Source organism: Bacillus cereus group sp. N14 (assembly GCF_016483555.1).
Lineage (GTDB): Bacteria > Bacillota > Bacilli > Bacillales > Bacillaceae_G > Bacillus_A > Bacillus_A wiedmannii.
Window position 1 is genome coordinate 39,924 of sequence record NZ_JAEHBQ010000008.1, and the last position, 23,843, is coordinate 63,766.

The window sequence follows — 23,843 nt, forward strand, 5'->3', positions numbered from 1 at the left end:
CGGAAAAGCAAGTATTTGTTTGTTATGCAGAAGAACGGATTATGGATTAAAATAAAAGCTACAAAAGTTTCTACGTTGAGAATGAACATGCACTCGAATTTTTTGGTGCGTTTTTTTACAACTTCTATATTTAGAATCACTGAGAGGATTTTCATCTATATGAAAGATATCGTATGTAAAGAGTTAGTAAGTTTTAAGTCTATTGTTGAAGCCTATCAAATTAAAAAAATGAGTTTGGATTACAAACAAAATGTAATTTTGCTAGTACAAGACAATCAGAATCGACCTTGTATTATTTATTTAGATAAAAATAATGTGAATATAAGTAATTTCAATTTAAATGTAGATATTGATGTTGAATCCGTGCTATGTATGCAACGAATCGGAGAGAGATGGGTACTTATATTTAATTATGAAGATGAGAATGCAGTTATTTATAATCTGGACGGAAGTGAATATGTTAAATTTTATGCGGGAGAAGGGATTCAAGATTGCCAGGTTGATTCGAATGAAGATATATGGGTTAGTTATTGTGATGAAGGGGTTTTCGGAGAGTGCCCAATTGGAGCAAATGGTATAGTTGCTTTTGATTCTACAGGTCAATTGATTTTTGATAGCTATGATCAATATGTAGAAAAATATAATATACCGTATATAGACGATTGTTATGCAATGAATGTGTTAGATGGAGACGTTTGGCTCTATTATTATTCAGAATTTCCTTTAGTTCAAATGAAAGATAAAAAATTTCATATGTCGTGGAATGAAATAAAGATAACTAGGGAAATATGGTCAGAAAGTTTTGCGGTTGCTCAAGATAAAGTAGTATTCATTACTCAAGATAAAAAGTTGATTGTTTATGATTTTAATAATAACCATGTGTACGATAGTAGCCCTTGTAATGAACGAAGAGAATCAATTCAATTTGTTAATTATTATAGCCGCGGATCTGTTATGTATTTTCAGACGGACGATACGCTGTATTTTGTTGATGCACTTAATATGTGAGGTGATAAATATGAAAAGTGCACCCAACAATCTGGGTGCACTTTTTCATAACCGTTATATATTCCTCCTCATCAATTCCCCAACCTGCGTCGCAACGTACTCAACATCATTATCAATCTCATCCAATACGTAAGATTCTAAAATGCCCATGACAGCTGTTCCTAAAAACTTTAAGACGATGTGTTTATCAATGTTTTTATTTACTGACGTATTTGTATTTAATTTTTTCTCTAGTTCACCCATGATGAACGTTAGGAACTTTTTTTGAAATGATAATGTGCTGTTGCTTCTAAATAGTGATGCGAAAAATGGTTTGTGTTCTTTGAAGTATTCAAACCATATGACAGTTCCTTCTATATAGCCTTTTGTTTGTTTTATATCGCATATTTCTCTTAATTGATTTAAATGGTCGTCCACAATTTTATCTAATAAATTGTATTTATCTAGGTAGTGTAGGTAGAAAGTTTTTCTTCCGATGTTCGCTTTTTCTGTAATGTTTTTTACTGTAATTTCATCAAAGCCATCTTCAATTAACATTTCGATAAATGCGGATTGAATGGCGTTTTGTGATTTTATAATTCTTCTATCGATTTTCTCCATATGATGTTCCTCCGTTATTGATACACATATTTCGTTATGTGTGTATTATCACCCAAATGCGTAAATGTGGTCATTGAAACAAGTGGTTGCTCGCTTTATTATAAATATACACGTGAGTATTAACTCTCACAAGTGTAAAATAAAAATAAAGTAAGGGTGGTTTTATATATGCCAGTTACGAAGAGAAATGTACGTTTTTATGCAAGAGGATTACGAGTTGCAGGTATTTTAAATATTCCTGTAGGTGCTGAGGAAAAGAAACCAAATGCAGCGATTGTTTGTGTGCATCCAGGTAGTAGCTGTAAGGATCAAACAGCAGGATTGTATGCGGAGAAGTTAGCAGAACAAGGCTATGTAACGCTTGCGTTTGATGCGTCGTATCAAGGTGAAAGTGAAGGTGCACCGAGATATATGGAAGAGCCAGCTGCACGAGTTGAAGATATTCGCTCAGCAGTAGATTATGTAACGACTCTTCCTTATGTAGATGAAGAACGTATCGGTGTGTTAGGTGTTTGTGCAGGCGGTGGTTATGCGGTAAATGCTGCGATGACGGAGCGCCGCATTAAAGCGGTTGGTACGGTCGTTGGTGCAAATATCGGCCGATTAAATCGTGAAGCTGATCCGATTGGGGTGTTAGAGGCAATTGGTAAACAACGTACTGCTGAAGCACGCGGAGCAGAGGCGATGATTACGAACTGGATTCCTAAAAATAAGGAAGAATTAGAAGCAGCTGGTATGACGGATATAGATATTGTAGAGGCGGTTGAGTATTATACAACGCCGCGAGGTCAAAGTGTGAACTCGCCAAATAAGTTAAACTTTACGAGCATGGGATCGGTAATTGGTTTTGATGCGTTCCATTTAGCAGATACGTTATTAACACAGCCGTTGCAAATTATTGTCGGCAGCAAGCAAGGTGCATTCGGTTCTTATAAAGATGGTCATGAGCTTTATGAGAAAGCAGCTTCAGAGAAGAAAGACTTACTTGTTGTGGAAGGTGCGAGTCATTACGATTTATATGACCAACCAAAACCGGTAAAAATTGCAGTTGAAAAATTAACAAGTTTCTATAACGAAAATCTGTAAAAGTAATGTTGTTTTAAATTGCACCTCTAATTGTTAGATTTGCGTCTAGCAATTAGGGGTTTTTATTGTGAAGATTGCTGTGCTTAATATTTACGTTAAACGTGCATAACAAGATATAATAGAAGAAATCAATAAGGAGGCACGCTGTGAAGAATCGTCGTTATTTCAATATATTTACTATGTTACTTGTATACACACTACTTATGTTTTACATCGGCTGGAACGGATGGGTTTGGCTTAGCACGGTATTTGGCTGGGAGTCTTGGGGATATTACGCTTTCATAGTTGGTCTCATTTCCTATGCGTACATTCTCGTGCAAGTGTTTAAGTTTTTGCCGTTCCTACGAACGATAGGTTCAATTTGGTTCGCGGTTATACAATACGCGCTTATGTTATTGCCGTTAGCTAATATTACAGTCTTTCTTTTACAGTTTTCAGTGGAGAAAGAAGCGGCAATTATTTGGACAGGGGCGGCTGTGTTAGCTGCATTTATCTTTATCTTTGCGTATGGAGTATTCAACGCATATAGCCCAGTAGTAAGAAAATACGAGGTGCACATACCGAAAAAAGTAGAGGGACGTAAAAGCTTACGCATTGCGATGGCTTCTGATATGCATTTCGGTAAATTATCTGGCGTTTCGCATTTAAAAAGACTTGTCCGTCATGTAAATGAAATGGAGCCTGATATTATTTTACTGCCAGGTGATATTATAGATGATCATCCAGGTGTGTTCATTCAAAAAAATATGGGACATATTATGAAACAAATGACAGCTCCACTAGGCGTATATGGTGTGTTAGGAAATCACGAATATTACGGAAGAGCGGTTCCTGAATTTTTACAAGAGATGGATAAGATTGATATTCGTATTTTATTAGATGAAGTAATTACAATTGAAGATGATTTTTATCTCGTTGGAAGAAGAGATAAAACAGAGCGAGATCGCCAAAGCTTTGAAAGTTTAATGAGTACAGTGGATAAATCCATGCCTGTTATTGCAATGGATCACCAACCATTTGAGTTGAAACAAGCAGCGGATGCTGGCGTCGATTTATTATTATCCGGCCACACGCACCGCGGACAAATGGCACCGAATCATATTGTAACGAGAAGAATGTACGAATTAGACTGGGGATACGCACAAAAAGGTGCATTCCACGCGATTGTTTCGTCTGGTTTCGGATTCTGGGGACCACCGCTTCGACTTGGAAGTAGATCTGAGATTGTGCAGGTGGAGGTTACGTTTGAATAAGTGTATGTAATAGAGAGCTAATGGCTCTCTATTTTTATAAATAAAAAAAGGCTCCACATAAGGAGCATTCAATAAAAACAAATGAATTAAAACAAATAACAGACATGTATAATATACAACATTAATAATTGATATAAAAATATTCAGATTTATAATTTGTGTTGATGTCGATTTCATAAAAGAGGTACGATTATAAAACACGGCTGAAATAAAGGGGGATTATAAGTGGTTATAACAGATGTAATATACGGAGAATGTGAAGTGGATCAAGTAGTAGAAGAGTTGATCTTAAGTAAGTCTGTGCAAAGACTAAAAGGTATTCATCAAAATGGCGCAAGCTACTTAATAAATGAGAAATGGAATGTAACGCGCTTTGATCATTCTGTTGGCGTTATGTTGTTAATTAAGAAACTCGGTGGTTCAGTGGAGGAACAAATTGCTGGTTTACTGCACGACGTATCGCATACTGCTTTTTCTCATGTGATTGATTACGTTTTTGAGAATAGAAATGAAAGTTATCATGAAGAGATATTTAGTTCTGTTGTGAAAAACTCAGAAATTCCAGCGATTCTTTCAAAGTATGGTTATAACTATGAAGATATTTTATTAGATGATTCGAAGTGGACGTTACTCGAAAGGTCCGCGCCAGAATTATGTGCAGACAGAGTGGATTATACGTTACGAGATATGTATACATATGGGTATATTTCTTTAGAAGAAGTTCACAGTTTTTTAGAGGATATCATCGCAGTAGAGGGGAAAATGGTCCTTCAAAGTATCGAAATGGCAGAGTGGTTTACAGAAACGTACTATAAAGAAGTAATCGATTTCTTTATGAAACCAATGAATATTTACGGAAATGATATGTTAGCGAAAACGTTAAAGTTAGCTCTGCATAAAAGGGTTATTCATGCAGATGATTTTCTTCTTGAAGATGATGAGCTAATTTCGAAATTGAAGCAATGTAGTGATCCAGAAGTGCATGCTCTATTAAGCAAAGTTCATCCGAATGTAAAAGTAAAAGAAGATAAAAACGACTATGATTTGTATCAGAAAAATAAAGTCCGACTCATTGATCCTCCGTTACTTCGGGAAGGTGAAGTTGTTCGATCGTCTGTTGTGTCGGAAGAAATAAGACGGATGAGTGAGGTCGCTTATGAAAAAGCGGTGAGAGGGATGTATGTGAAAGTGATTTCGGATTAAAAAGAAGAGCATCACCCCTAGATGCTCTACTTTTCCCACATCACTGATCAAACCAATTCCAAACCTCAATATCCCCAAGAGTCGCATAACGAACGTGAGGTGAGTTTTGTAATTTTAATAACTCTTTCGACGGGCCAGTAATGACCATGCCGTATACTTTAACGCCGTTATCTTTTACGTACTGATAGCGCTTATCTAAGTTCAGATCTTTTTCACGAGTCCGAGTAGCTTCACTCACAATTTTTTTATGTTCAGAAAGAATGCGCATCATTTCGATTACTTCACCTTCTTTTGTTTTCGGTTGCTCTGCTTCACTATCAGGAAGGTCTATATGTTCTCGAAATCCGATAATCTCTCCGCTGTGCAAGATAAAATCGTCTTCATTTATTCTTTCTTGTCCTGTGTCTAAAGCGTACCATAAAGGAGTTGGCGGCATTTCTTGTGCTTCAAATGCGCTATAGAGAATTGATTCAACTTCTTGTAACGTATAAGGTTTGTCAAAAGATAGCGCTACTTCTGCAACTGTTCCCTCGTGTATCTTTCCAAGTGTATCCCAAACTTTTTTAGATGATTCTTTCAAAGAAGCTTCTTCCTTGATTTTTGGATGAACAAAGGAAAGTTTTTTTGAATAGGCTCTGTTTGCCCAAGGTTGATTTGTGATAGCTACAGATGATAAGAAACTACGCGTTGTTACTGTCCCAATTGGAAATTCTTTTTTGCCGACCGTTTTATATAAATCCATTTCATTTTCTGTACGGAAAAACGGTTTAATCTTTGTACTGCCTCCAGCGGAACGACTATTTGGCATTGTCGCTTCTAGTGCGAGTGCTGGAATCTCATCTACTTCAGCTAATTTTTTCATATTATAGAAGTAAAAAGAAGATGAAAAATGGCCAACAAAATAGATTGCTATACAAACGGCAAGGACAAAACTAACGGTTTGCCAACGCTGTTTCCATTTTATTTTCCAAAATGGGACTTTCAGATTTTGTGGCGGTAGTCTTTTCTTTATCGGTTCACTCTTCGAAAGCAACTCATCTAAGTACACTTCACACTCTTCACATGTCTCAATATGACTTTCTAACTGCTCTTGTTCATCATGCGTGAGCGTTCCATTTTCGTATTTCTCCCACAGTTTTTTAAACGCTGTACAACCCATCCTGATCACTCCTTTATGCTTTTCGTTTCTTTTCGTCCCCTGTGTAATTCAATTTTCACTTTCGCTAGTGAGAGACCAGTCATTTCTGCTATTTCCTTATACGAGAATCCGTAGTAATCTCGTAGTAGCAGGACATTTCGTCTTTCAAGGGGAAGAGAAGATAAGCTGTTTAACCAACTAGCAATCTCATGTTTTACGAAATAAGCATGCTCTGTACTTGGTACGTTTGGTAAATGGAATTCTTCAACTGTCGTTGTTTTATATCTTTTTTCTTTTCGATACCAATCGATAAAGGCGTTGTAGGCAATTGTAAATAACCACGGCCTAATTTCTTCTCCTTTATAATAGTCAATATGGACGAGCATTCGATAAAATGTTTCTTGCATGAGATCTTCCGCGTAGTGGGAATCTCCGGTTAGGGAGAGAAGATAGCGAAATAAATCTTGCATATGTTCGGAGTAAATCTCTTCTAATGATTGTTTGCGTTTCACTACATTTCCCTCCCTTCATACATAACAACGAAATACATATAAAAAAGTTACAATTTTTATGGAATTATAGTAAAAAACGTCAAGAATTGGATTGCGTTCTCTTTTATCATAATACATATAAGGCGGGTGAACAGAGATGGAAAGCTATGAAACACAAATTCAAAGGTCCATTGATTATATTGAGGAAGATGTAATGGAAAAACAGACGCTGCGTAAGTTAGCTCGCATTGCAGGTTTTTCTGAGTCGCATTTTCATCGTGTATTTCAGGCGTTAGTAGGTGATACAGTAATGGAGTATGTTCGAAAGAGGAGGTTAGCCCGGGCAGCTTATCAACTTTCTCATACGGATGAAAAGGTTATTGATATCGCATTTGAGCATGGCTTTCAATCTCACGAAACGTTCACGAGAGCCTTTAAAAAAATATTTCAAATGACACCGAGTGAATATCGAAAACAAGAAATTGAAACACCGATGTATTACAGCGTGAATGTAAAGCAAAGAAAATTAAATCCGTATTTAGGAGGCATACAAATGGAATATCGTATTGTAAATAAACCAGAATTTTTAATGGCGGGTTATGAACTGAAGACGACAAGTAAAGAAGGGAAAAACCATCAAGACATCCCAGCATTTTGGCAAGAATATTTACAAAAAGACCTTGGAACGACGATTCCGAATCGTAAAGATACGAGCCAATGGGTAGAGCTTGGATTATGTACTGATTTTAATTTAGAAACGGGCGATTTCACTTATATTATCGGAATGGAAGTTACAGGCTTTGAAAATGTACCAAATGAAGTTGCAAAGCGTACTTTCCCAGCAGCAACATATGCCGTATTTACAACACCGAAAGTTCCTCATGAAGAAATGGTATCGTCTATTCACCAAACGTGGAATGCAGTATTCTCAGAATGGTTCCCGCATTCAGGATACGAACATTGCGGCGTTAATGAGTTTGAGCTATACGATGAACGTTCCCATGCAGATAAAAGTGAGTTCGCTCAAATTGAACTTTGGATACCGGTGAAGAAGAAATAATAGAAAGAAAAGCGAGCCACTGAGTGGTTCGCTTTTTTAATTCGTAAAAACCCCGATTGTTGAATCGTTGTTTTTACGAAATATGAAACAGCTGCTCTTATCATATAGGTTGCTATATTTGCCGATTTTTGTCGGTAAATCGATATAACTTGAAAATCGCTCATATATTTTGAGTTACGCCGATATATTCAGAAGATCGCCGATATAATTTCATTTACCGATGCTCCCTAGAAATGAAAAAAGAAAAGACGCCACTTAGCGTCTTTTCTACGAATGAAACGGGAACACAAGTATAATCGTTGTTCCTTTTCCAAGTTCGCTATCGATAGAAATCGTTCCGTTATGAGCATGAACGAGCTGTTTCGTAATGGCGAGGCCAAGTCCCGTTCCGATGTTGCTTTCTTCTGTATTTGTTCCTCTGTAATATCGTTCAAATAGAAGCTCTTTCGTTTTATCATCCATCCCTTTTCCGTTATCTGAAATAGAGAGTGTGAATGAAGTAGCGTTTTGCGAAAGTTTTACTATGACATTAGTCGTTTCATTATTATGTTTTACCGCGTTTACTAGTAAGTTTTCGATAATACGCTGGAACCAGTTTTCTTCAATGAAATATTGAATTTTGTTTGAGCTTGGTACGAATTCAATATTTTGATTTTGAAGTGTCGGATTATTAATAAATTGTAATAAGACTTTTTGGACGAATTGATTCATTTCAATGTTTACGTGCTGCGCAGGAAGACTGTTATTTTTTAATTGATACGTTAAGCTTAAGTCATCGATTAATGTCGTCATATATTGAGATTTCTCTTTCATAACGCTGCCGAATTGTTGAATGTCGCGATCAGTCCAGTTGTATTGCTGTGATTCTAGTAATAATGCGTAGCCATATATAGAACTAAGTGGTGTTTTTAAATCATGTGTGAGACCGGTAATCCATTCTTCACGTGTTTGCTGCAGTACTTGCCTCATCGCATCATTTTTTTTGAGTGTAATAGAAAGGTGCTCTAGTGAATTTGTCACATCACTAAATAAGCGGAATGACCATTTTTCTTTACCAGATCGCCGGAACCTGACAGGTTTCCCTTTTTTACTAACAGGTTCTTCGTACTTTCCACCAGCGATGTTTTTAAGCCAGCGCATCGCATGGAGTAACGGTTTTCCGAATTTATTACCGTACCAAATAGAAAGAATGACTAAATAAACAAATACGATAAGAAGGATTAATCCGCATCCGATTAGAAACTTTTTAGTAAATACATCGTCTATTTCATCATCTGGGTAGTAGTATTCATTTTTGGCAGTTACAACAAGAAGATGATTGCTATTTGTGTCGTAAAAGCTAGACGTGTTTTCTTTATGATTCCACGGTTCCTTTTCGCTAAGAGCAGCTTGTATGACAGAAAACGTTTTTTTCTTTCCATCTGGATAGGAGAATACTTCTTCGCCATCACTATTAAAGATTTGAAGTGCTGCTTTTTCTTTAGAAAGTAACTGTTTTTCCTCTTCTGTTAATATGAACGAATCCGTAGATACAGACGGGTGCTCTTTCTGTATTGTTTTCAGTAATACATTGCTTTTTAACATACCGCCGTATATAACAAGTACGTTCTTTTCTTCTAATTCAATTTCCCAATATGTAAATGTATAAGGGCTTTCTATATGATTCTGTATATACGAGAATAAAGATGTTCTCGTATAAGATGTCGGTACGTCACTCGGCGTATTAAAGTGATAGAGAACTTTTCCATTTTCCTCTACAACTTGAATCCAATCATTTTTTTCTTTAATTAAGTCTTTTACTTCAGCTTTTAACGAAATATCGCCATTTTCTGAAGAGATATATCTTGCAATCATAAAATTATCAGCATCTGGAATATTCGGTTCGTATGAAGTACTAGTAACAAGGAAAATTAAATAAGTGAAAGCAGCTACTACAGCAAGCAGTAATGTAACTAAAACAAATACGTGTTGCAGGATAAACTGGATAATAAGTCGTTTATTAAAATTCATATCGTCACCTTACTTTGTAATGAACTTATAGCCAAGTCCGCGAACGGTTTTTATATATTCTGGTTTACTAGGGTCTTGTTCAATTTTTTCACGTAGTTTTCGAATGTGAACCATAACGGTATTATCATCGCCATTATAGGCAGGTGCTCCCCAAACTTTTTCGTATATTTCTTCTTTCGAAAATACGTAGTTCGGATTCTCGCAAAAGAAGAGTAATAGCTGAAATAGCTGGGCGGAACATTCGACAACATGTCCATTTACTGTAAGTTCTGCGGAATATCGATCAATTTCAAATCTACCAAATGAATTGAAGTTTGCTTTTTGTTCGTGTGGTACTGCTTGTTTTATATGTCTTCGGAGTTGTGCTTTCATACGAGCGACTACTTCAAGTGGATTAAATGGCTTCGTAATATAATCATCTGCACCGTGTGAAAATCCAGATATTTTATCTAAATCAGATGTTTTGGCTGTGAGGAAGAAGATAGGACAATCTGTTTTTTCGCGAATGATTGGACAAATATCAAAACCAGATTGTCCAGGAAGCATGACATCTAAAATAATTAAATCGTAATCGTTTTGCGCGGTGAGAGATAAAGCTATTTCAGCGGATGTTGCAGTTGTAATATGAGAAAAACCTTCTTTTTCAAGAATGGTAGTTAGTAATTGTAAAATTGCTGTTTCATCATCAACGAGCAAAATATTTGCTTGGTACATAAAAAATCCCTCCTAATTTCCTCGAATATCATATCATCTTTCTATAATTTATGGAATTTTTAAGGAAATTTTAAGGTTTTCTTTCGCAAAAAATTAAGAATCAAATGATATGATAAAAGAACATAGGGGAGGAGATGAGTGTGAATCCGTTTCAAACGATGCGAGCTAGATATTTTTTAATTGTATTTGCACTATTAACTTTAGTTGCAAGAGTCAGTAATGAATTGATAGAAAATACATTTCATATGCAAAATTCTACTTTTATAAATATTCTTATATTCTACATCCTTCCGATTATATGGATTTTTTATGAATATAGAAAACACCGTGTTTCATTTTCATTATTTGTTAATAAAAATGAAACATTTAACCTGGTGCAAGTTTTATACATTACGATTATGTTATGCGTGTTTAGTTACGGGTATCTTATTTTGTACATGTATAGCTTTGCGTGGATTACACCGGAATTTATTATGAACGCATTACGTGAACCGATTATAGATAGTACAGGGGGATATGTATATCAATTTATTATGGTCGTATTCATTGCGCCAATTATTGGTGAATTTGTTTTTCGTGGATTTTTACTGCAACGCTTTGCAGCAAAATGGGGAACGAGTATAGCGATTATTGTAGTAGCGATGTTGTTTGCGTTGTTACATGTTGATTTCCTAGGCGCAGTAGTATTTAGCGTTGTACTATCAATCGTATATATTCGTACGAATAGTTTACTTATGCCAATTGCTATTCACATGTTAAACAATGCATTTGTAATCGGCGCTTCTTATTTAATAAATAAAGAAGAAATAATGAGTTTTGCAGATTTCTCAAATTATACGACCTTTTTCCCAGGACTTATTATTTTTATAACAGGATTAAACTTAGTACTCATCTTCTTATTTGTTAACCGCAAATATTGGAGTAAAGAAATGCCAGCTATATATGTAGAGCAGGAAAAAAGCTTTTCAGACGTAGTGGGGAGTAAATGAGATGAAGAAGACGATTGAAAAAATATTGAAAGACATTATAGATTCTACGTCTATTACAGATATGTGTGATAAAAGCGTTTGTCATTGGGTGCAACCTGTAGTAGATACGATTGTGTTTCCAGAGTATTACTTATTTTCTAGTACTCATGTAAAAGAAAATATTATTTCTCTTCTTATTGTGTTAGGGGTTTTACTAATATTTGGTCTAATTGTAGAAGAAATGATGAAGCGCATCTTCAGAAAAAATGAAGAGAAGTATATGTGGGTTCATAAAGTATTCGAGAAAGTAATAGTGGCTTTCCTTTTGTTTTATAGTATGAAAACAATCATTTACTTTATAGCTTTGAAACATCATTAATTCTAAATTTGAAAGGGATGTATAAAATTATATGAATGAAACAATATCATCAAATAAGTTTTTTTATTTGATTTTGCTTAGTATTGTGCTGATAACGACAGTCAATGTTATTCTTCGCTGGGAGGAAGCTTATTTCTTTATGTATTTAGCGCTCCATTTGTTAGGAATATTATGTATAAGCGGCGGAATAGTTGCTGAAAAAAAGAGTGAAGAAAGCATTAATTATATGTGTGTGACCGGTCTTATTTTACTTTTAGCTGTACAAGGTATTATGAAATATAGTACTTTTTCTTTACAAGATTTTAGTTTATTAGTGGATGTACTTCCTTAAGGGGGACACGTTATGTTATGTAAGAAGCAAATAGGATACGTACTAGTTTTAATTGGATTTTTTACGCTTATTGTAACGACTTTATTTTTTCAAGACTATGAATATATACGCTATATAAAAGGCGCTGGTTTAATATGTTGGGTTGTAAGTACGTTTCTTATCCCGGAGTATGAACCGAAGAAAGTGTCTAAAGGTAGGTGAAACTCTTCTTTTGGTAGAAGAGTTTTTTTATGTAAATAAAAGGATCTCGAGCAATTCGCGTAATAAGCTTGTTCTAATTTAGCATGTACGAACTTACAATAATAATAGACAGGCAGCATAGAGGAGGGAATAGCGTGAGGAAGGTTATTGGGTGGTCGCTTTTTTTGTACGTTGGGTTTGCGTTGCTTATATATTGGTATTTATTTGGATGGAATCATGAACTGATTCCGGACATGTATAAAGGAACAAAGGCAGATCCAGAAACGTTTATGAATGCAAGAGAGCTTACGCTAAGCCAAGATTATTCGCGCGTGAAAAATTTACTGTACTTTTTAGCGACGCCTCTTGAATGGATTATTTTATTATTTGTACTGGTGCTCGGTGTTTCAAGAAAGTTTGAGAAATGGTCGAAGGAAACGACGAAAATAAGTGTCCTGCAAGTTGCGATTTATTTCTTTTATTTATCACTACTCACAACAGTTCTAGCCCTGCCGATGCAATGGATTAGCCGAAAAGTGTCAGTTGATTACGGCATTTCGACGCAAAGTACACAAAGCTGGATAAAAGATCACATTATCGGTTTTTGGGAGAGTTATGCGACGATGCTAATCGTAGTTACCGTTCTGTTATGGCTTATCCGTAAATTCCCGAAGCGATGGTGGCTAGCAGGGTGGGCACTCTCTGTTCCATTTACAATCTTTTTAACATTTATACAGCCGGTCGTTATTGATCCACTTTATAATGACTTCTCGACGCTGAAAAATAAAGAATTAGAAACGAAGATTTTAGCGATAGCAGAAAAAGCTGATATTCCAGCTAAACATGTATATGAAGTAAATATGTCGGAAAAAACGAATACGTTAAATGCTTACGTAACAGGAATTGGCCCTAATGCCCGTATTGTAATGTGGAATACAACATTAAAGCAATTAAAAGATAAAGAGATTTTATTTATAATGGCCCATGAAATGGGGCATTATGTTATGAAACATATATATTGGGGCGTTGCGAGTTATGTGTTGCTATCGTTTATAGGGATGTATTTCATTAGTCGTATTATAAATATGTGTATTCGAAAATGGGGAGATACGCTGCAAATTTCAAAAGTAGCATGTTTCTCAATTTTACCTTTATTTTTCTTAATTTCTTCAGTACTCTCTTTTGCATCACAGCCAGCAACAAACTATGTTTCTCGTATAGAAGAACGAGCGGCAGATCAATATGCTTTAAATATGACGAAAGATGGGGCATCTGGTGTAAAAACGTTTCAATATTTATCAAAAACGAGTTTAAGCCAAGTAAATCCGCCTGCGTTAGTGAAGTTTTTCTTATACACACATCCACCAATTTTCGAAAGAATTCATACGTTTGAACAATATGAAAAAGAAAAGAAGCAGTAGTGTACTGCTTCTTTTTTTTATGGAGTATTCGAGTTTTGGAAAATTATAGTGTATAATATATGGAATATTCAGTGAAATATTTAGGAGGTTAATATTTTGTTTCATTCAAAATCAATGCCGGCTATAAAAATGATCCTTTCGATGTCTATTTTCGGATCAATTGGATTTTTTTCTACTCAAACAGGCTTACCGTCTTTTGAATTAGTATTCGTTCGTTGCATTTGTGCGACTATATTTTTAGCATTGTGTTGGCTCGTAACAGGACAGTATAAAAGTGAGAAATGGAATAAAAAAGAAGTAATGCAAATATTAGCATGCGGCGTATTTCTCGTTTTTAACTGGGTATTTTTATTTAAAGCATTTGAAGTTATGTCGATTACAATTGCGATTTCAGTGTACCATCTTGCACCCATTATCGTATTAATGATTGGTAGTATTGTATTTAAAGAGAGACTTACAGTATTTGCGGTTATGTCCATTGTCATTTGTTTTATCGGTACCGTTTTAGTAGCTGGAGTAGACGGTAGTATGTCGTTAGAGAAATTAATGTCATCTGGAATGGTATGGGCACTTCTTGCAGCGTTATTTTATGCTTTTACCACTTTATTAGGAAAAGGAATTCAGCATACGAGCGCATATGCGATGACATTTTTACAAACGTTTTTAGGTATATTTTTATTGCTACCATTCGTAGATTTTGGCAAGTTTCAAGGGTTAACAGAGATGAACTGGATGATGATTACAGCAACAGGACTTATACATACGGGATTTGTATATTACTTATTTTTTGACAGTTTAAGAGGTTTATCGACGAGATTAATTTCTGTATTAGTGTTTTTAGATCCTGCGGTTGCAATATTATTAGATACAGTCTTTACCGGGTTTAGACCGACTAGTATGCAAGTAGTAGGGATTGTTCTTATATTTGTAGGAATGGCATTTACTTTTCGCAAGGGAACAGAGAAGGAATTATCGATGAAGGAAAGTGCTACTTTATAATTTGAATAAAATGATATTGAAAAGACACATATATATATACTATTTGCGTCTTTTTGTGTCAATAAAGTGAAATTTAAAAATGTAAAGGAGTTCACAAAGAGATTGTAGAATTTTTAATATATAGTACCTTAGATGTGACAGCTTCCTTTTTGAAATAAGAAAGAAGGAGGTATAAAGCAGAGAGGACAATGAAGAAAAAATATTGGGTGTAATGATGATTGCGACAATGGTAGGCGGTATATTTGCAGGGACGAATGTGGCCCCTGTAAAAGCGGAAAGTGCACCATTACAAAATACAAATCCAATTGTATTTAAAGATGTACCAAAAGGACATTGGTCAGAAGAGGCAATTCATAATTTATCGGCAAACGAAATTATTTTTGGATATGGGGATGGAATTTTCGGTTTTGGTGATGACGTAACATGTGAACAAGTTGCAGCTTTAATTTATCGTGTATTTGATATAGAAGAACAAGAGGAATATGAAAACCCATATGGGGATATCGATGAAAACTCAACAAACTTTATTGAAGAGATATTAGCTTTAACGGAACTAGAAATTTTTATGGGAGACAAGCATGGAAACTTTAGACCGAAAGCAACGTTAACTCGTGTGGAAATGGCGCAAGTGCTTACGAATGCTTTTGATTTACAGGCGAAGGGATCTCATACGCTTAATGATGTTTCAGCAAATTCATGGGCAAAGAATGCAATTAGTGCAATACAAACAAATGGTATTACAGCGGGAATCGGAGATAATAAATTCGGCCCATCCATGAAAGTAAAAAGAGAGCAATACGCACAGTTTTTATACAAAGCAATTTTGCATGATATGGAACAAGGACAGCAATAAGGTTTAACTAGTAAAGTGATATTTGAAAAATAATACAAAAAGGTCGTTGTTGTATAACAGTGGCCTTTTTTGTATGGGATAAAGCGCGAAAGAAAGGTATTTTGAAAAAAAACGAAATGAATTTTCAAAAAAAACTTCCTTTTCTGAAGATTTGTTATATAATATAAAACATAAAATCAAATCTGTTATAAAACAGTTTAAGAAGGGGATGCTAATATGTCGACGCAAACTTCACGGGTTACATTGCCCGGAGAAATGTTACCAGCGTACAACGAAATATTGACACCTGAGGCGCTTAGTTTTTTAAAGGAACTACATGAAAATTTTAATAAGCGCCGCATAGAACTTTTACAAAAGCGCGCGGAGAAACAAAAGAGAATTGATGCAGGAGAGTTTCCGAAGTTTTTAGAAGAAACAAAGCGCATACGTGAAGCGGATTGGACAATTGCTCAATTGCCAAAAGATTTAGAGGATCGCCGCGTAGAGATTACTGGACCAGTGGATAGAAAGATGGTTATTAACGCTTTAAATTCAGGAGCGCATCTTTTTATGGCAGATTTCGAAGATTCGAATTCACCAACTTGGGAAAATGCGATTGAAGGTCAAATAAATTTACGAGATGCAGTGCAGGGAACGATTTCACATAAAAATGAAAATGGAAAAGAATATCGTTTAAATAGTAAAACAGCAGTATTAATTGTGCGTCCAAGAGGATGGCATTTAGAAGAAAAACATATGCAAGTTGATGGGAAGAATATGTCTGGTAGCTTAGTAGATTTCGGACTTTATTTTTTCCATAATGCGAAAGCTCTCTTAGCAAAAGGAAGCGGTCCATACTTTTATTTACCGAAAATGGAAAGCCATTTAGAAGCAAGGTTATGGAATGATGTTTTCGTATTTGCTCAAAAATATATCGGTATTCCAAACGGAACGATTAAAGCGACGGTGTTACTGGAAACGATTCACGCTTCGTTTGAAATGGATGAAATTTTGTATGAGCTTAAAGATCATTCTGCTGGATTAAATTGCGGAAGATGGGATTATATTTTCAGCTTTCTAAAGAGTTTCCGTAATCATAATAAATGTTTACTTCCAGATAGAGCGCAAGTCACGATGACGGCGCCGTTTATGCGCGCGTATTCTTTGAAAGTCATTCAAACGTGTCACCGCCGTAATGCACCAGCTATTGGAGGAATGGCAGCACAAATTCCAATTAAAAACAATCCAGAAGCGAATGAAGCAGCTTTCGAAAAAGTGCGTGCAGATAAAGAGCGCGAAGCTTTAGACGGTCATGACGGGACTTGGGTTGCCCACCCGGGACTTGTACCAGTCGCGATGGAAGTATTTAATCACATTATGAAAACACCGAATCAAATTTTTAGAAAACGTGAAGAAATACATGTTACAGAAAAGGATTTATTAGAAGTACCAATGGGAACGATTACAGAAGAGGGGATTCGCCTAAATATTAGCGTAGGTATTCAATATATTGCATCTTGGTTAAGCGGACGGGGAGCAGCACCAATTTATAACTTAATGGAAGATGCGGCAACAGCGGAAATTTCTAGGGCACAAGTATGGCAATGGATTCGTCATGAAGGTGGAAAGCTAAATGACGGCCGTAATATTACGCTTGAATTGATGGAAGAGCTAAAAGAAGAAGAATTAGCAAAAATAGAAAGAGAGATTGGTAAAGAAGCCTTTAAGAAAGGGAGATTCCAAGAGGCGACAACGTTGTTTACAAATCTCGTTCGAAATGATGAATTCGTACCATTTTTAACACTACCGGGTTATGAAATTTTATAAAAAATGAAAAGGGGATGGAACAAATGAAAAACGAAAGAATCGAGAAATTACAAGAGAGTTGGGAACTAGATACGCGCTGGAAAGGGATTACACGCCCATATTCGGCAGAAGATGTAATTCGCTTGCGCGGGTCAATTGATATTGAACATACATTAGCGCGCCGCGGTGCTGAAAAGCTTTGGTCATCGCTTCATACGGAAGATTATATTAACGCACTTGGCGCATTAACAGGAAACCAAGCGATGCAACAAGTGAAAGCTGGGCTAAAAGCAATTTATTTAAGTGGATGGCAAGTCGCTGCAGATGCGAACCTTTCTGGACATATGTATCCAGACCAAAGTCTATATCCAGCGAACAGCGTACCTGCTGTAGTAAAACGAATCAATCAAACGCTTCAACGTGCGGATCAAATTCAGCATATGGAAGGAAGCGATGATACAGATTATTTCGTACCGATTGTAGCAGATGCAGAAGCAGGATTTGGCGGACAACTAAACGTATTTGAACTGATGAAAGGTATGATTGAAGCGGGTGCATCAGGTGTGCACTTTGAAGATCAATTATCTTCAGAGAAAAAATGCGGCCATTTAGGCGGAAAAGTATTATTACCAACGCAAACAGCGGTGCGTAATTTAATCTCGGCACGCCTTGCAGCAGACGTAATGGGAGTGCCGACAATTATTGTTGCAAGAACAGACGCGGATGCAGCAGATTTAATTACGAGCGATATTGATCCAGTTGATAAAGCATTTATTACAGGTGAAAGAACTCCAGAAGGATTTTACCGTACGAAAGCAGGTCTTGATCAAGCAATTGCACGTGGTTTAGCATACGCTCCTTATGCAGATCTCGTTTGGTGCGAAACATCTGAACCAAATTTAGAAGATGCAAAACGATTTGCGGACGCAATTCATAAAGAGCATCCAGGGAAATTGCTTGCATATAACTGTTCACCTTCATTTAACTGGAAACAAAAATTAGATGAAAAAACAATTGCAAGCTTCCAAAAAGAAATCGCATCTTACGGTTATAAGTTCCAGTTCGTAACACTAGCTGGATTCCACTCGTTAAACTACGGCATGTTTGAATTAGCACGTGGCTATAAAGAGCGCGGCATGGCAGCGTACTCTGAACTACAACAAGCAGAATTCGCAGCAGAACAACACGGATACTCTGCAACTCGTCACCAACGCGAAGTAGGAACAGGTTACTTTGATGAAGTAGCTCAAGTTATTACAGGTGGTACTTCATCAACGACAGCGCTAAAAGGATCTACAGAAGAAGCACAGTTTACGAAATAAAAGGAAGGGGCACCTTTTTAAAGGGTGCCCTTGTTATTTTCGGAACGATTCGAGAGTAAATGGAAATACATCAACGGTTTTTCAAATATATTGACTTACCGACAAAAAAGACGATAGTATCAAATCCACTCAGCTCTATGATCGCGAATAAACTTCATATCTTTCTCATAATGCTCTAAATGTCCTTCATCAATCATTCTCTGGAAATTCAAGTCGCCTTCTTGTGCTTTTCTTTTCATATATGTACATAATGCTTCTAATCGTAGTAACACTATTCCTAAGTAATCTTCGTCCATACTTTTACCGTAGGACTGGACAAACAATTTCACTCTTTCTTTCATACGGCTAGCATGTTGTGCCGATTCATAATGAACTGCCTCACCCGATTCTGTATAATACACTCTACTTAAAGGTACACAAGTATAAAGCGTATAAGCGATATCCCAAATTCTCGGACCAGGAGCAGCAACATCGAAATCAATAATACCTACTGGTTTCTCGTCATGAAAAATAATGTTATATATAGCAAAATCGTTATGGCAAATAACCTCAATGTTATTTGGAGTAAGATCCATCGGTTGCCATTCATCTGATAAGGGAAAGTCACTTACCGCATCATGATAAAGGCGGAGCATCTTTGCTATTTCCTTTAAAACATCATTAGATCGCATATATTCTTTTAAAGGATAATTCCCAGCGTCTCCTTCAATAAAGGATAAAATCTCTCTATCTTTTTCATCTACACCTAAAAACTTTGGAGCATGATGAAACCCTTTGTTTTCTAAGTGCTGTAATAATGTATGAATTTTTGCACTACCTGGCTTTAATTCTCGCCGAACAGTATTTTCAGAACGATACACATTTGATACATTTCCCCCTGTAAGCTTTTCCTCGTTGGTGTAGTTTGACATATAATCCCCTCCAATATAACGACTGTACGATTATATTGTAACACTTCAGAACAAGGGATGTAATCGTATTCAAATGATGTTTGTGTTCACTTCATAGTGAAATCCGCACATACTAAAATCAATTATTTACGAATGTACAATCAATTTAATTTGTCAGTTATTTTCAAAAAAGATTGTACATTTCATTTTAAGTATGCTATGATGAAGTCAGTTGAATAGTTAAATTAAGCAATCCATATATTATCAAGTGCCGAAAAACGAACGAGAAAAAGTATGTGAGAACTAGTTTATGTTTCGTGTTTGATAATGTGTGGATTCTTTTTTTATACAGGAAGACTAAAATAAATTGTGTTTTCTTTAGGAGGAAATAATTATGGCAGTAACAGGACAAGTAAAATGGTTTAACAACGAAAAAGGATTCGGTTTCATCGAAGTTCCAGGCGAAAATGATGTATTCGTACATTTCTCTGCAATCGAAACTGAAGGTTTCAAATCTCTAGAAGAAGGTCAAAAAGTTAGCTTCGAAATCGAAGATGGTAACCGTGGACCTCAAGCTAAAAACGTAATCAAACTATAATTTTATAGTTCATTATGGAAAAAAGGATGGCTGCTGCCATCCTTTTTTTTGTTGTAATATACGAGCATAATGATTATATTTGGGGGAAAAGTATACAAATGAAGTCATACTCGATGTTCGTAGTGGGAATAAAGAAGATCTACACAATACGATTGAAGAAATCTCATTCGCCCGTTTTAGATGAATAAGAAAAAATAGTCGGTTTTTTTGAGGACGAAGAAGAGTAAAAGGCTTTCCAAAATGGAAGGCCTTTTACTCTTCTTTTCCAATCTTTTTCTTCTCACGTTTCTTACATTCAGAGCATTTCGATTTACGAAAAGGCTTTGCGAAGAATAGTAGAATGAAAAACAAACCGAATATAATACTAGCTGAATTTTTCACGATCACAATGCTGCTATTTTTCATTTGAATTGTTGGTTGCATTTCTTTTTCTTCCATAGTGGACCTCCATTTATTGGATTTTCCTTTTAATTATAGCAAAGTTAATTGTCGTAATGATGCGAAATGAGGAAGCAGTTGTAAATATTTATCGGTAGTATAAATACATTTTATATAGGTTTTTATTACAGAAACAATATATTGTTATTTTATAATTTAAAAGATGTTTGATAAATGATAAATTATTGTAAAAAAGCGGAATCTGAAAACCATTTCCTTTTCATAGGTGCTAGAATTATATATGCAGCTGCTAATATAAATAGAAAAAAGGAGACAGTAGAATATGGAAAGTAAAGTAGAACGCTATGTTGAAAACTATGTGGTAAATAAAAATACAATGGCCTTACTTCCTGTTATTCTAAGTGAGAAGAAAATTGTTACACGAGTTGTTGAGATGGAAGATTCTTTTTTCGTATTTCAAAGGCCCCTAGATATTATAGAAAGAAGTTGCCGCAAGCATGGCTCTAGTTTCTTAGGTAGAAAAGAAGGAACGAAAGAGTTAACTCATATTACACATAAAGCACCGATTGCGATTAGTCCGGCAGATCAACTTTATTTTTTCCCTACGTATTCTTACTCTAGAAAAGAGTGCGCTTGGTTGTCTCATTTTTATATTGAAAGTAATAAAGAGTTAAAAGATGGAAATGTTATTGTTAGATTTATAAATGGTTTTGCTGTGAAATTAGAAATATCAAAAAGTAGTTTTGAAAATCAACAAAATCGTACAGCGAAATTGCGTACTGAATATGAAGATCGTAGAAAAAAACAAGGAAACCCTTGTTTTAAAGAGATTGATCAAAGGGATGAATCGACATTAAGACCAGCTTATGAGAGAGTGTATGTTGTTAGAGAAGAGGATGTGTAAAAAAGGATTTTAGAAGTAGTTTAAAAAATAGTATTGAGTTTTTTAATATATATTTTTATATAATATAATATTAAAAGAGATTATATCGATTTCGAATTATAGAATAAAAAATAGAAAGTGGGTATTAAATATGAAAAAAGCAGCAAGTGCAGCGGGACCAGAAGCTAAACAAGCGTTGCTAGATTTCTTTGCTTTAGGAAGTATTTATTCTGCTTGTTTTGAATAATGATATAGGAGTGAAATATGACTATCATCAGTACGATTTTCTTCTTTAGTTTTTCAGTATTTTTTGTAATTCGTTACTTAAAATTAAAAAAGACATACGATTTATTAATGATATTTGTAAGCTTGTATGCAGGGATTATGAGTGTGGAATTAATAAGTTTAAGTAAAACGGTATCATATGTTTTAGATACCATAGTTATTGTTCTAGTAATAATTGCTGTAATTCTTTTTCTTAAAGATAAAAAGAATCATTAAATTTTATTATTAAAATTATATTGAAATTCAAATTCAAAAAGAGTTTGACCCAAAAGTAGCTGAATAGCTACTCGGGTTAACCTCTTTTTTATTTATAGGGTGTATTGTTGATATAAAAACAGCATTATGCACAGCGAATTTATTTTTGAAAAGTACTGAGTGTCACTATGTATATTATTCCTTTCTAAATATTGTCGAATATTGAAAGATTATCATAGCGTAATAATGAAGGAATTCTAATGAAAGATATGGAAACTTAATAATTACATCTCCATATGTCGTATCTACCATTTCCTCTTTCATATAAGCAATGATACAGTAGAGGTAGTACTTAGAGTAAAGGGGTAAAGTGTAGAATGGATTTTCAGACAATCAAAGAGTATTTTTCACCAGAAAATATGGATCATATTGTTGAAAGCTATAAAGCGTTCGGACCACTTCTTGGTATTGGTTTACCGATGATAGAAGCGTTGATTCCGGCATTGCCACTCATCGTATTTGTACTGGCGAATGCTGTTGCATTTGGGTTTTGGCTCGGTTTTCTTTATTCTTGGCTTGGATCAGTAATGGGCGCCTTACTTGTCTTTTTCATTATCCGCCATTTTGGCCGAAGTCGTTTCTTTTCTTTTGTAAATAAGCATGAGAGAGTACGAAAGGCAATGGGGTGGATTGAAAGGAAAGGGTTTGCGCCAATTTTCGTCATATTTTGTTTTCCGTTTACACCGTCTGCGCTTATAAATGTTGTTGCTGGTTTATCTCGCATTAGTGTAAAGCAGTTTGGACTTGCGCTCGCGTTCGGAAAGCTTGTGATGATTTTTATTTTAACGTATATCGGTCATGATTTAATGTCATTTATTCATAATCCGGTGAAATCAGTCATTGTAGCAATTGGTATTTTTATTTTATGGTATGTCGGTAAGAAAATCGAAGTAAAGTTAGAACTACATTAAGAATAGTCTTCTTTATTCAGCTATTTGAGGGTAGTAAAACTCCCACCTCAAAATTCGGTTGGATAGGTGAGAGCCTTGTTGCTCGTAAATGCTGGATTGGTGCGGCTGATAAGGAGTGGGATGAACAAAACTCCCGCCGATTCAGTTTCACTTTATAAATGCAGGCTTCATTATTAAAGGATAAGGGGAGAAGCTGATGAAGAAAACTTTGAAAAAAGAAGGCATAGAGTGGATACGAACAATTTTAATTGGTGTATTATTAGCTGTATTTTTTCGAACGTTTTTCTTTTCAACGTACGTTGTAGAGGGGAAGTCAATGATGCCGACATTGCAAGATGGCAATATGCTCGTTGTAAATAAGGTGAGTTATCAAGTAGGGGACTTGAACAGGTTTGATGTTGTTGTATTTCATGCGAATAAAAAAGAGGACTACGTAAAACGAATTATCGGTTTACCTGGGGATCAAATTGAATATAAGCATGATAAACTGTATATAAACGGACAATTCGTGGATGAACCTTATTTAGAGACATATAAGAAAGAGATAAATGGACGACAACTAACGGGTGATTTTAAACTAGAAGAGTTAACGAAAGAAAATTCGGTGCCGCCTGGATATATTTTTGTAGTAGGTGATAATCGCCTCGGGAGCTGGGATAGTAGACACTTTGGATTTGTAAAAGCTGATACAGTTGTCGGTAAAGTTGATTTACGATATTGGCCAATTCAAGAGGTGCAAACGAATTTTTCAAAAGGTTGATATAATAGGTAGAAGTATAGAAAAAGACAAACTACTCTGTTTGTCTTTTTTCGTGTACTAT

Annotated in this window: 25 protein-coding genes; 18 read left to right on the forward strand and 7 right to left on the reverse strand. The window is 35.5% G+C overall.

Annotated elements, in window-relative coordinates; all coding sequences use genetic code 11:
- The first annotated feature begins 159 nt into the window (after positions 1-159).
- On the forward strand, positions 160-1,008 hold the full coding sequence (locus tag JDS82_RS13570) for a hypothetical protein (protein WP_199713449.1): 849 nt from the start codon (positions 160-162) through the stop codon (positions 1,006-1,008).
- A 54-nt stretch (positions 1,009-1,062) separates the two neighbouring features.
- On the opposite strand, the gene JDS82_RS13575 is transcribed toward JDS82_RS13570, so the two are convergent.
- Positions 1,063-1,608 (reverse strand): TetR/AcrR family transcriptional regulator, encoded by a 546-nt coding sequence (locus tag JDS82_RS13575; protein ID WP_199713450.1) that lies wholly within the window; start codon positions 1,606-1,608, stop codon positions 1,063-1,065.
- Between the two features lie 168 nt (positions 1,609-1,776).
- Between JDS82_RS13575 and JDS82_RS13580 the strand changes: the two genes are divergently transcribed.
- From JDS82_RS13580 to JDS82_RS13590, 3 genes are all read left to right on the forward strand, one after another.
- Positions 1,777-2,694 carry an alpha/beta hydrolase gene (locus JDS82_RS13580; protein WP_199713451.1) on the forward strand — a complete coding sequence of 306 codons (918 nt, stop codon included), beginning with the start codon at positions 1,777-1,779 and terminating at the stop codon, positions 2,692-2,694.
- Between the two features lie 146 nt (positions 2,695-2,840).
- A complete protein-coding gene (locus JDS82_RS13585) occupies positions 2,841-3,947 on the forward strand; it encodes a metallophosphoesterase (RefSeq protein WP_071742979.1) in 1,107 nt (368 codons plus the stop codon).
- Positions 3,948-4,172: 225 nt separating this feature from the next.
- Positions 4,173-5,150, forward strand: coding sequence for an HD domain-containing protein (locus JDS82_RS13590; RefSeq protein ID WP_199713452.1), 978 nt, complete (start codon positions 4,173-4,175; stop codon positions 5,148-5,150).
- Between the two features lie 40 nt (positions 5,151-5,190).
- Here JDS82_RS13590 and JDS82_RS13595 read toward each other — a convergent pair whose 3' ends face one another.
- Both JDS82_RS13595 and JDS82_RS13600 read right to left on the reverse strand, forming a co-directional pair.
- Complete coding sequence (locus JDS82_RS13595; RefSeq protein WP_199713453.1) at positions 5,191-6,309, reverse strand: anti-sigma factor; 1,119 nt, start codon at positions 6,307-6,309, stop codon at positions 5,191-5,193.
- A gap of 5 nt (positions 6,310-6,314) precedes the next feature.
- Positions 6,315-6,800, reverse strand: coding sequence for an RNA polymerase sigma factor (locus tag JDS82_RS13600; RefSeq protein WP_064448998.1), 486 nt, complete (start codon positions 6,798-6,800; stop codon positions 6,315-6,317).
- Between the two features lie 136 nt (positions 6,801-6,936).
- On the opposite strand from JDS82_RS13600, the gene JDS82_RS13605 reads away from it, so the two are divergent.
- Positions 6,937-7,839 (forward strand): AraC family transcriptional regulator, encoded by a 903-nt coding sequence (locus tag JDS82_RS13605; protein ID WP_061672210.1) that lies wholly within the window; start codon positions 6,937-6,939, stop codon positions 7,837-7,839.
- 267 nt (positions 7,840-8,106) lie between these two features.
- On the opposite strand, the gene JDS82_RS13610 is transcribed toward JDS82_RS13605, so the two are convergent.
- Together JDS82_RS13610 and JDS82_RS13615 are read right to left on the reverse strand one after the other, a co-directional pair.
- Positions 8,107-9,849 (reverse strand): sensor histidine kinase, encoded by a 1,743-nt coding sequence (locus JDS82_RS13610; RefSeq protein WP_199713454.1) that lies wholly within the window; start codon positions 9,847-9,849, stop codon positions 8,107-8,109.
- Between the two features lie 9 nt (positions 9,850-9,858).
- The gene (locus JDS82_RS13615) at positions 9,859-10,563 is read right to left on the reverse strand and encodes a response regulator transcription factor (protein ID WP_199713455.1); all 705 of its coding nucleotides are present in this window, start codon (positions 10,561-10,563) and stop codon (positions 9,859-9,861) included.
- A 140-nt stretch (positions 10,564-10,703) separates the two neighbouring features.
- Between JDS82_RS13615 and JDS82_RS13620 the strand changes: the two genes are divergently transcribed.
- From JDS82_RS13620 to aceA, 9 genes are all read left to right on the forward strand, one after another.
- The gene (locus tag JDS82_RS13620; protein ID WP_001067969.1) at positions 10,704-11,552 is read left to right on the forward strand and encodes a CPBP family intramembrane glutamic endopeptidase; all 849 of its coding nucleotides are present in this window, start codon (positions 10,704-10,706) and stop codon (positions 11,550-11,552) included.
- A gap of 1 nt (position 11,553) precedes the next feature.
- On the forward strand, positions 11,554-11,910 hold the full coding sequence (locus tag JDS82_RS13625; protein WP_000750876.1) for a hypothetical protein: 357 nt from the start codon (positions 11,554-11,556) through the stop codon (positions 11,908-11,910).
- 31 nt (positions 11,911-11,941) lie between these two features.
- Entirely contained in the window at positions 11,942-12,241 is a 300-nt protein-coding gene (locus JDS82_RS13630; RefSeq protein ID WP_001006045.1) for a hypothetical protein, read from the forward strand.
- 12 nt (positions 12,242-12,253) lie between these two features.
- Positions 12,254-12,442, forward strand: a complete 189-nt coding sequence (locus JDS82_RS13635; protein WP_000882301.1) for a hypothetical protein — start codon at positions 12,254-12,256, stop codon at positions 12,440-12,442.
- Positions 12,443-12,576: 134 nt separating this feature from the next.
- Positions 12,577-13,842 carry a M48 family metalloprotease gene (locus JDS82_RS13640; protein ID WP_199713456.1) on the forward strand — a complete coding sequence of 422 codons (1,266 nt, stop codon included), beginning with the start codon at positions 12,577-12,579 and terminating at the stop codon, positions 13,840-13,842.
- A 96-nt stretch (positions 13,843-13,938) separates the two neighbouring features.
- Positions 13,939-14,841 carry a DMT family transporter gene (locus tag JDS82_RS13645; RefSeq protein ID WP_081113559.1) on the forward strand — a complete coding sequence of 301 codons (903 nt, stop codon included), beginning with the start codon at positions 13,939-13,941 and terminating at the stop codon, positions 14,839-14,841.
- A 214-nt stretch (positions 14,842-15,055) separates the two neighbouring features.
- Entirely contained in the window at positions 15,056-15,694 is a 639-nt protein-coding gene (locus JDS82_RS13650; RefSeq protein ID WP_346011110.1) for an S-layer homology domain-containing protein, read from the forward strand.
- 216 nt (positions 15,695-15,910) lie between these two features.
- Positions 15,911-17,500, forward strand: a complete 1,590-nt coding sequence (aceB, locus tag JDS82_RS13655) for a malate synthase A (protein WP_061672207.1) — start codon at positions 15,911-15,913, stop codon at positions 17,498-17,500.
- A gap of 23 nt (positions 17,501-17,523) precedes the next feature.
- Positions 17,524-18,801, forward strand: a complete 1,278-nt coding sequence (aceA, locus tag JDS82_RS13660; RefSeq protein WP_199713457.1) for an isocitrate lyase — start codon at positions 17,524-17,526, stop codon at positions 18,799-18,801.
- A 119-nt stretch (positions 18,802-18,920) separates the two neighbouring features.
- Here aceA and JDS82_RS13665 read toward each other — a convergent pair whose 3' ends face one another.
- Positions 18,921-19,712 carry a phosphotransferase gene (locus JDS82_RS13665; protein ID WP_000074028.1) on the reverse strand — a complete coding sequence of 264 codons (792 nt, stop codon included), beginning with the start codon at positions 19,710-19,712 and terminating at the stop codon, positions 18,921-18,923.
- Between the two features lie 373 nt (positions 19,713-20,085).
- On the opposite strand from JDS82_RS13665, the gene cspA reads away from it, so the two are divergent.
- Positions 20,086-20,289 (forward strand): RNA chaperone/antiterminator CspA, encoded by a 204-nt coding sequence (cspA, locus tag JDS82_RS13670; RefSeq protein ID WP_000301521.1) that lies wholly within the window; start codon positions 20,086-20,088, stop codon positions 20,287-20,289.
- 252 nt (positions 20,290-20,541) lie between these two features.
- Here cspA and JDS82_RS13675 read toward each other — a convergent pair whose 3' ends face one another.
- Positions 20,542-20,727: a hypothetical protein gene (locus tag JDS82_RS13675; protein WP_000391438.1), complete on the reverse strand. Its 186-nt coding sequence runs from the start codon at positions 20,725-20,727 to the stop codon at positions 20,542-20,544.
- A gap of 283 nt (positions 20,728-21,010) precedes the next feature.
- Between JDS82_RS13675 and JDS82_RS13680 the strand changes: the two genes are divergently transcribed.
- The 3 genes from JDS82_RS13680 to lepB all read left to right on the forward strand — a co-directional run bounded on the left by JDS82_RS13680 (position 21,011) and on the right by lepB (position 23,782).
- The gene (locus tag JDS82_RS13680) at positions 21,011-21,592 is read left to right on the forward strand and encodes a competence protein ComK (RefSeq protein WP_000444426.1); all 582 of its coding nucleotides are present in this window, start codon (positions 21,011-21,013) and stop codon (positions 21,590-21,592) included.
- A gap of 836 nt (positions 21,593-22,428) precedes the next feature.
- Positions 22,429-23,022 carry a TVP38/TMEM64 family protein gene (locus JDS82_RS13685; RefSeq protein ID WP_000347517.1) on the forward strand — a complete coding sequence of 198 codons (594 nt, stop codon included), beginning with the start codon at positions 22,429-22,431 and terminating at the stop codon, positions 23,020-23,022.
- Positions 23,023-23,218: 196 nt separating this feature from the next.
- Complete coding sequence (gene lepB / locus JDS82_RS13690; protein WP_000751908.1) at positions 23,219-23,782, forward strand: signal peptidase I; 564 nt, start codon at positions 23,219-23,221, stop codon at positions 23,780-23,782.
- The last annotated feature ends 61 nt before the right edge of the window (positions 23,783-23,843 follow it).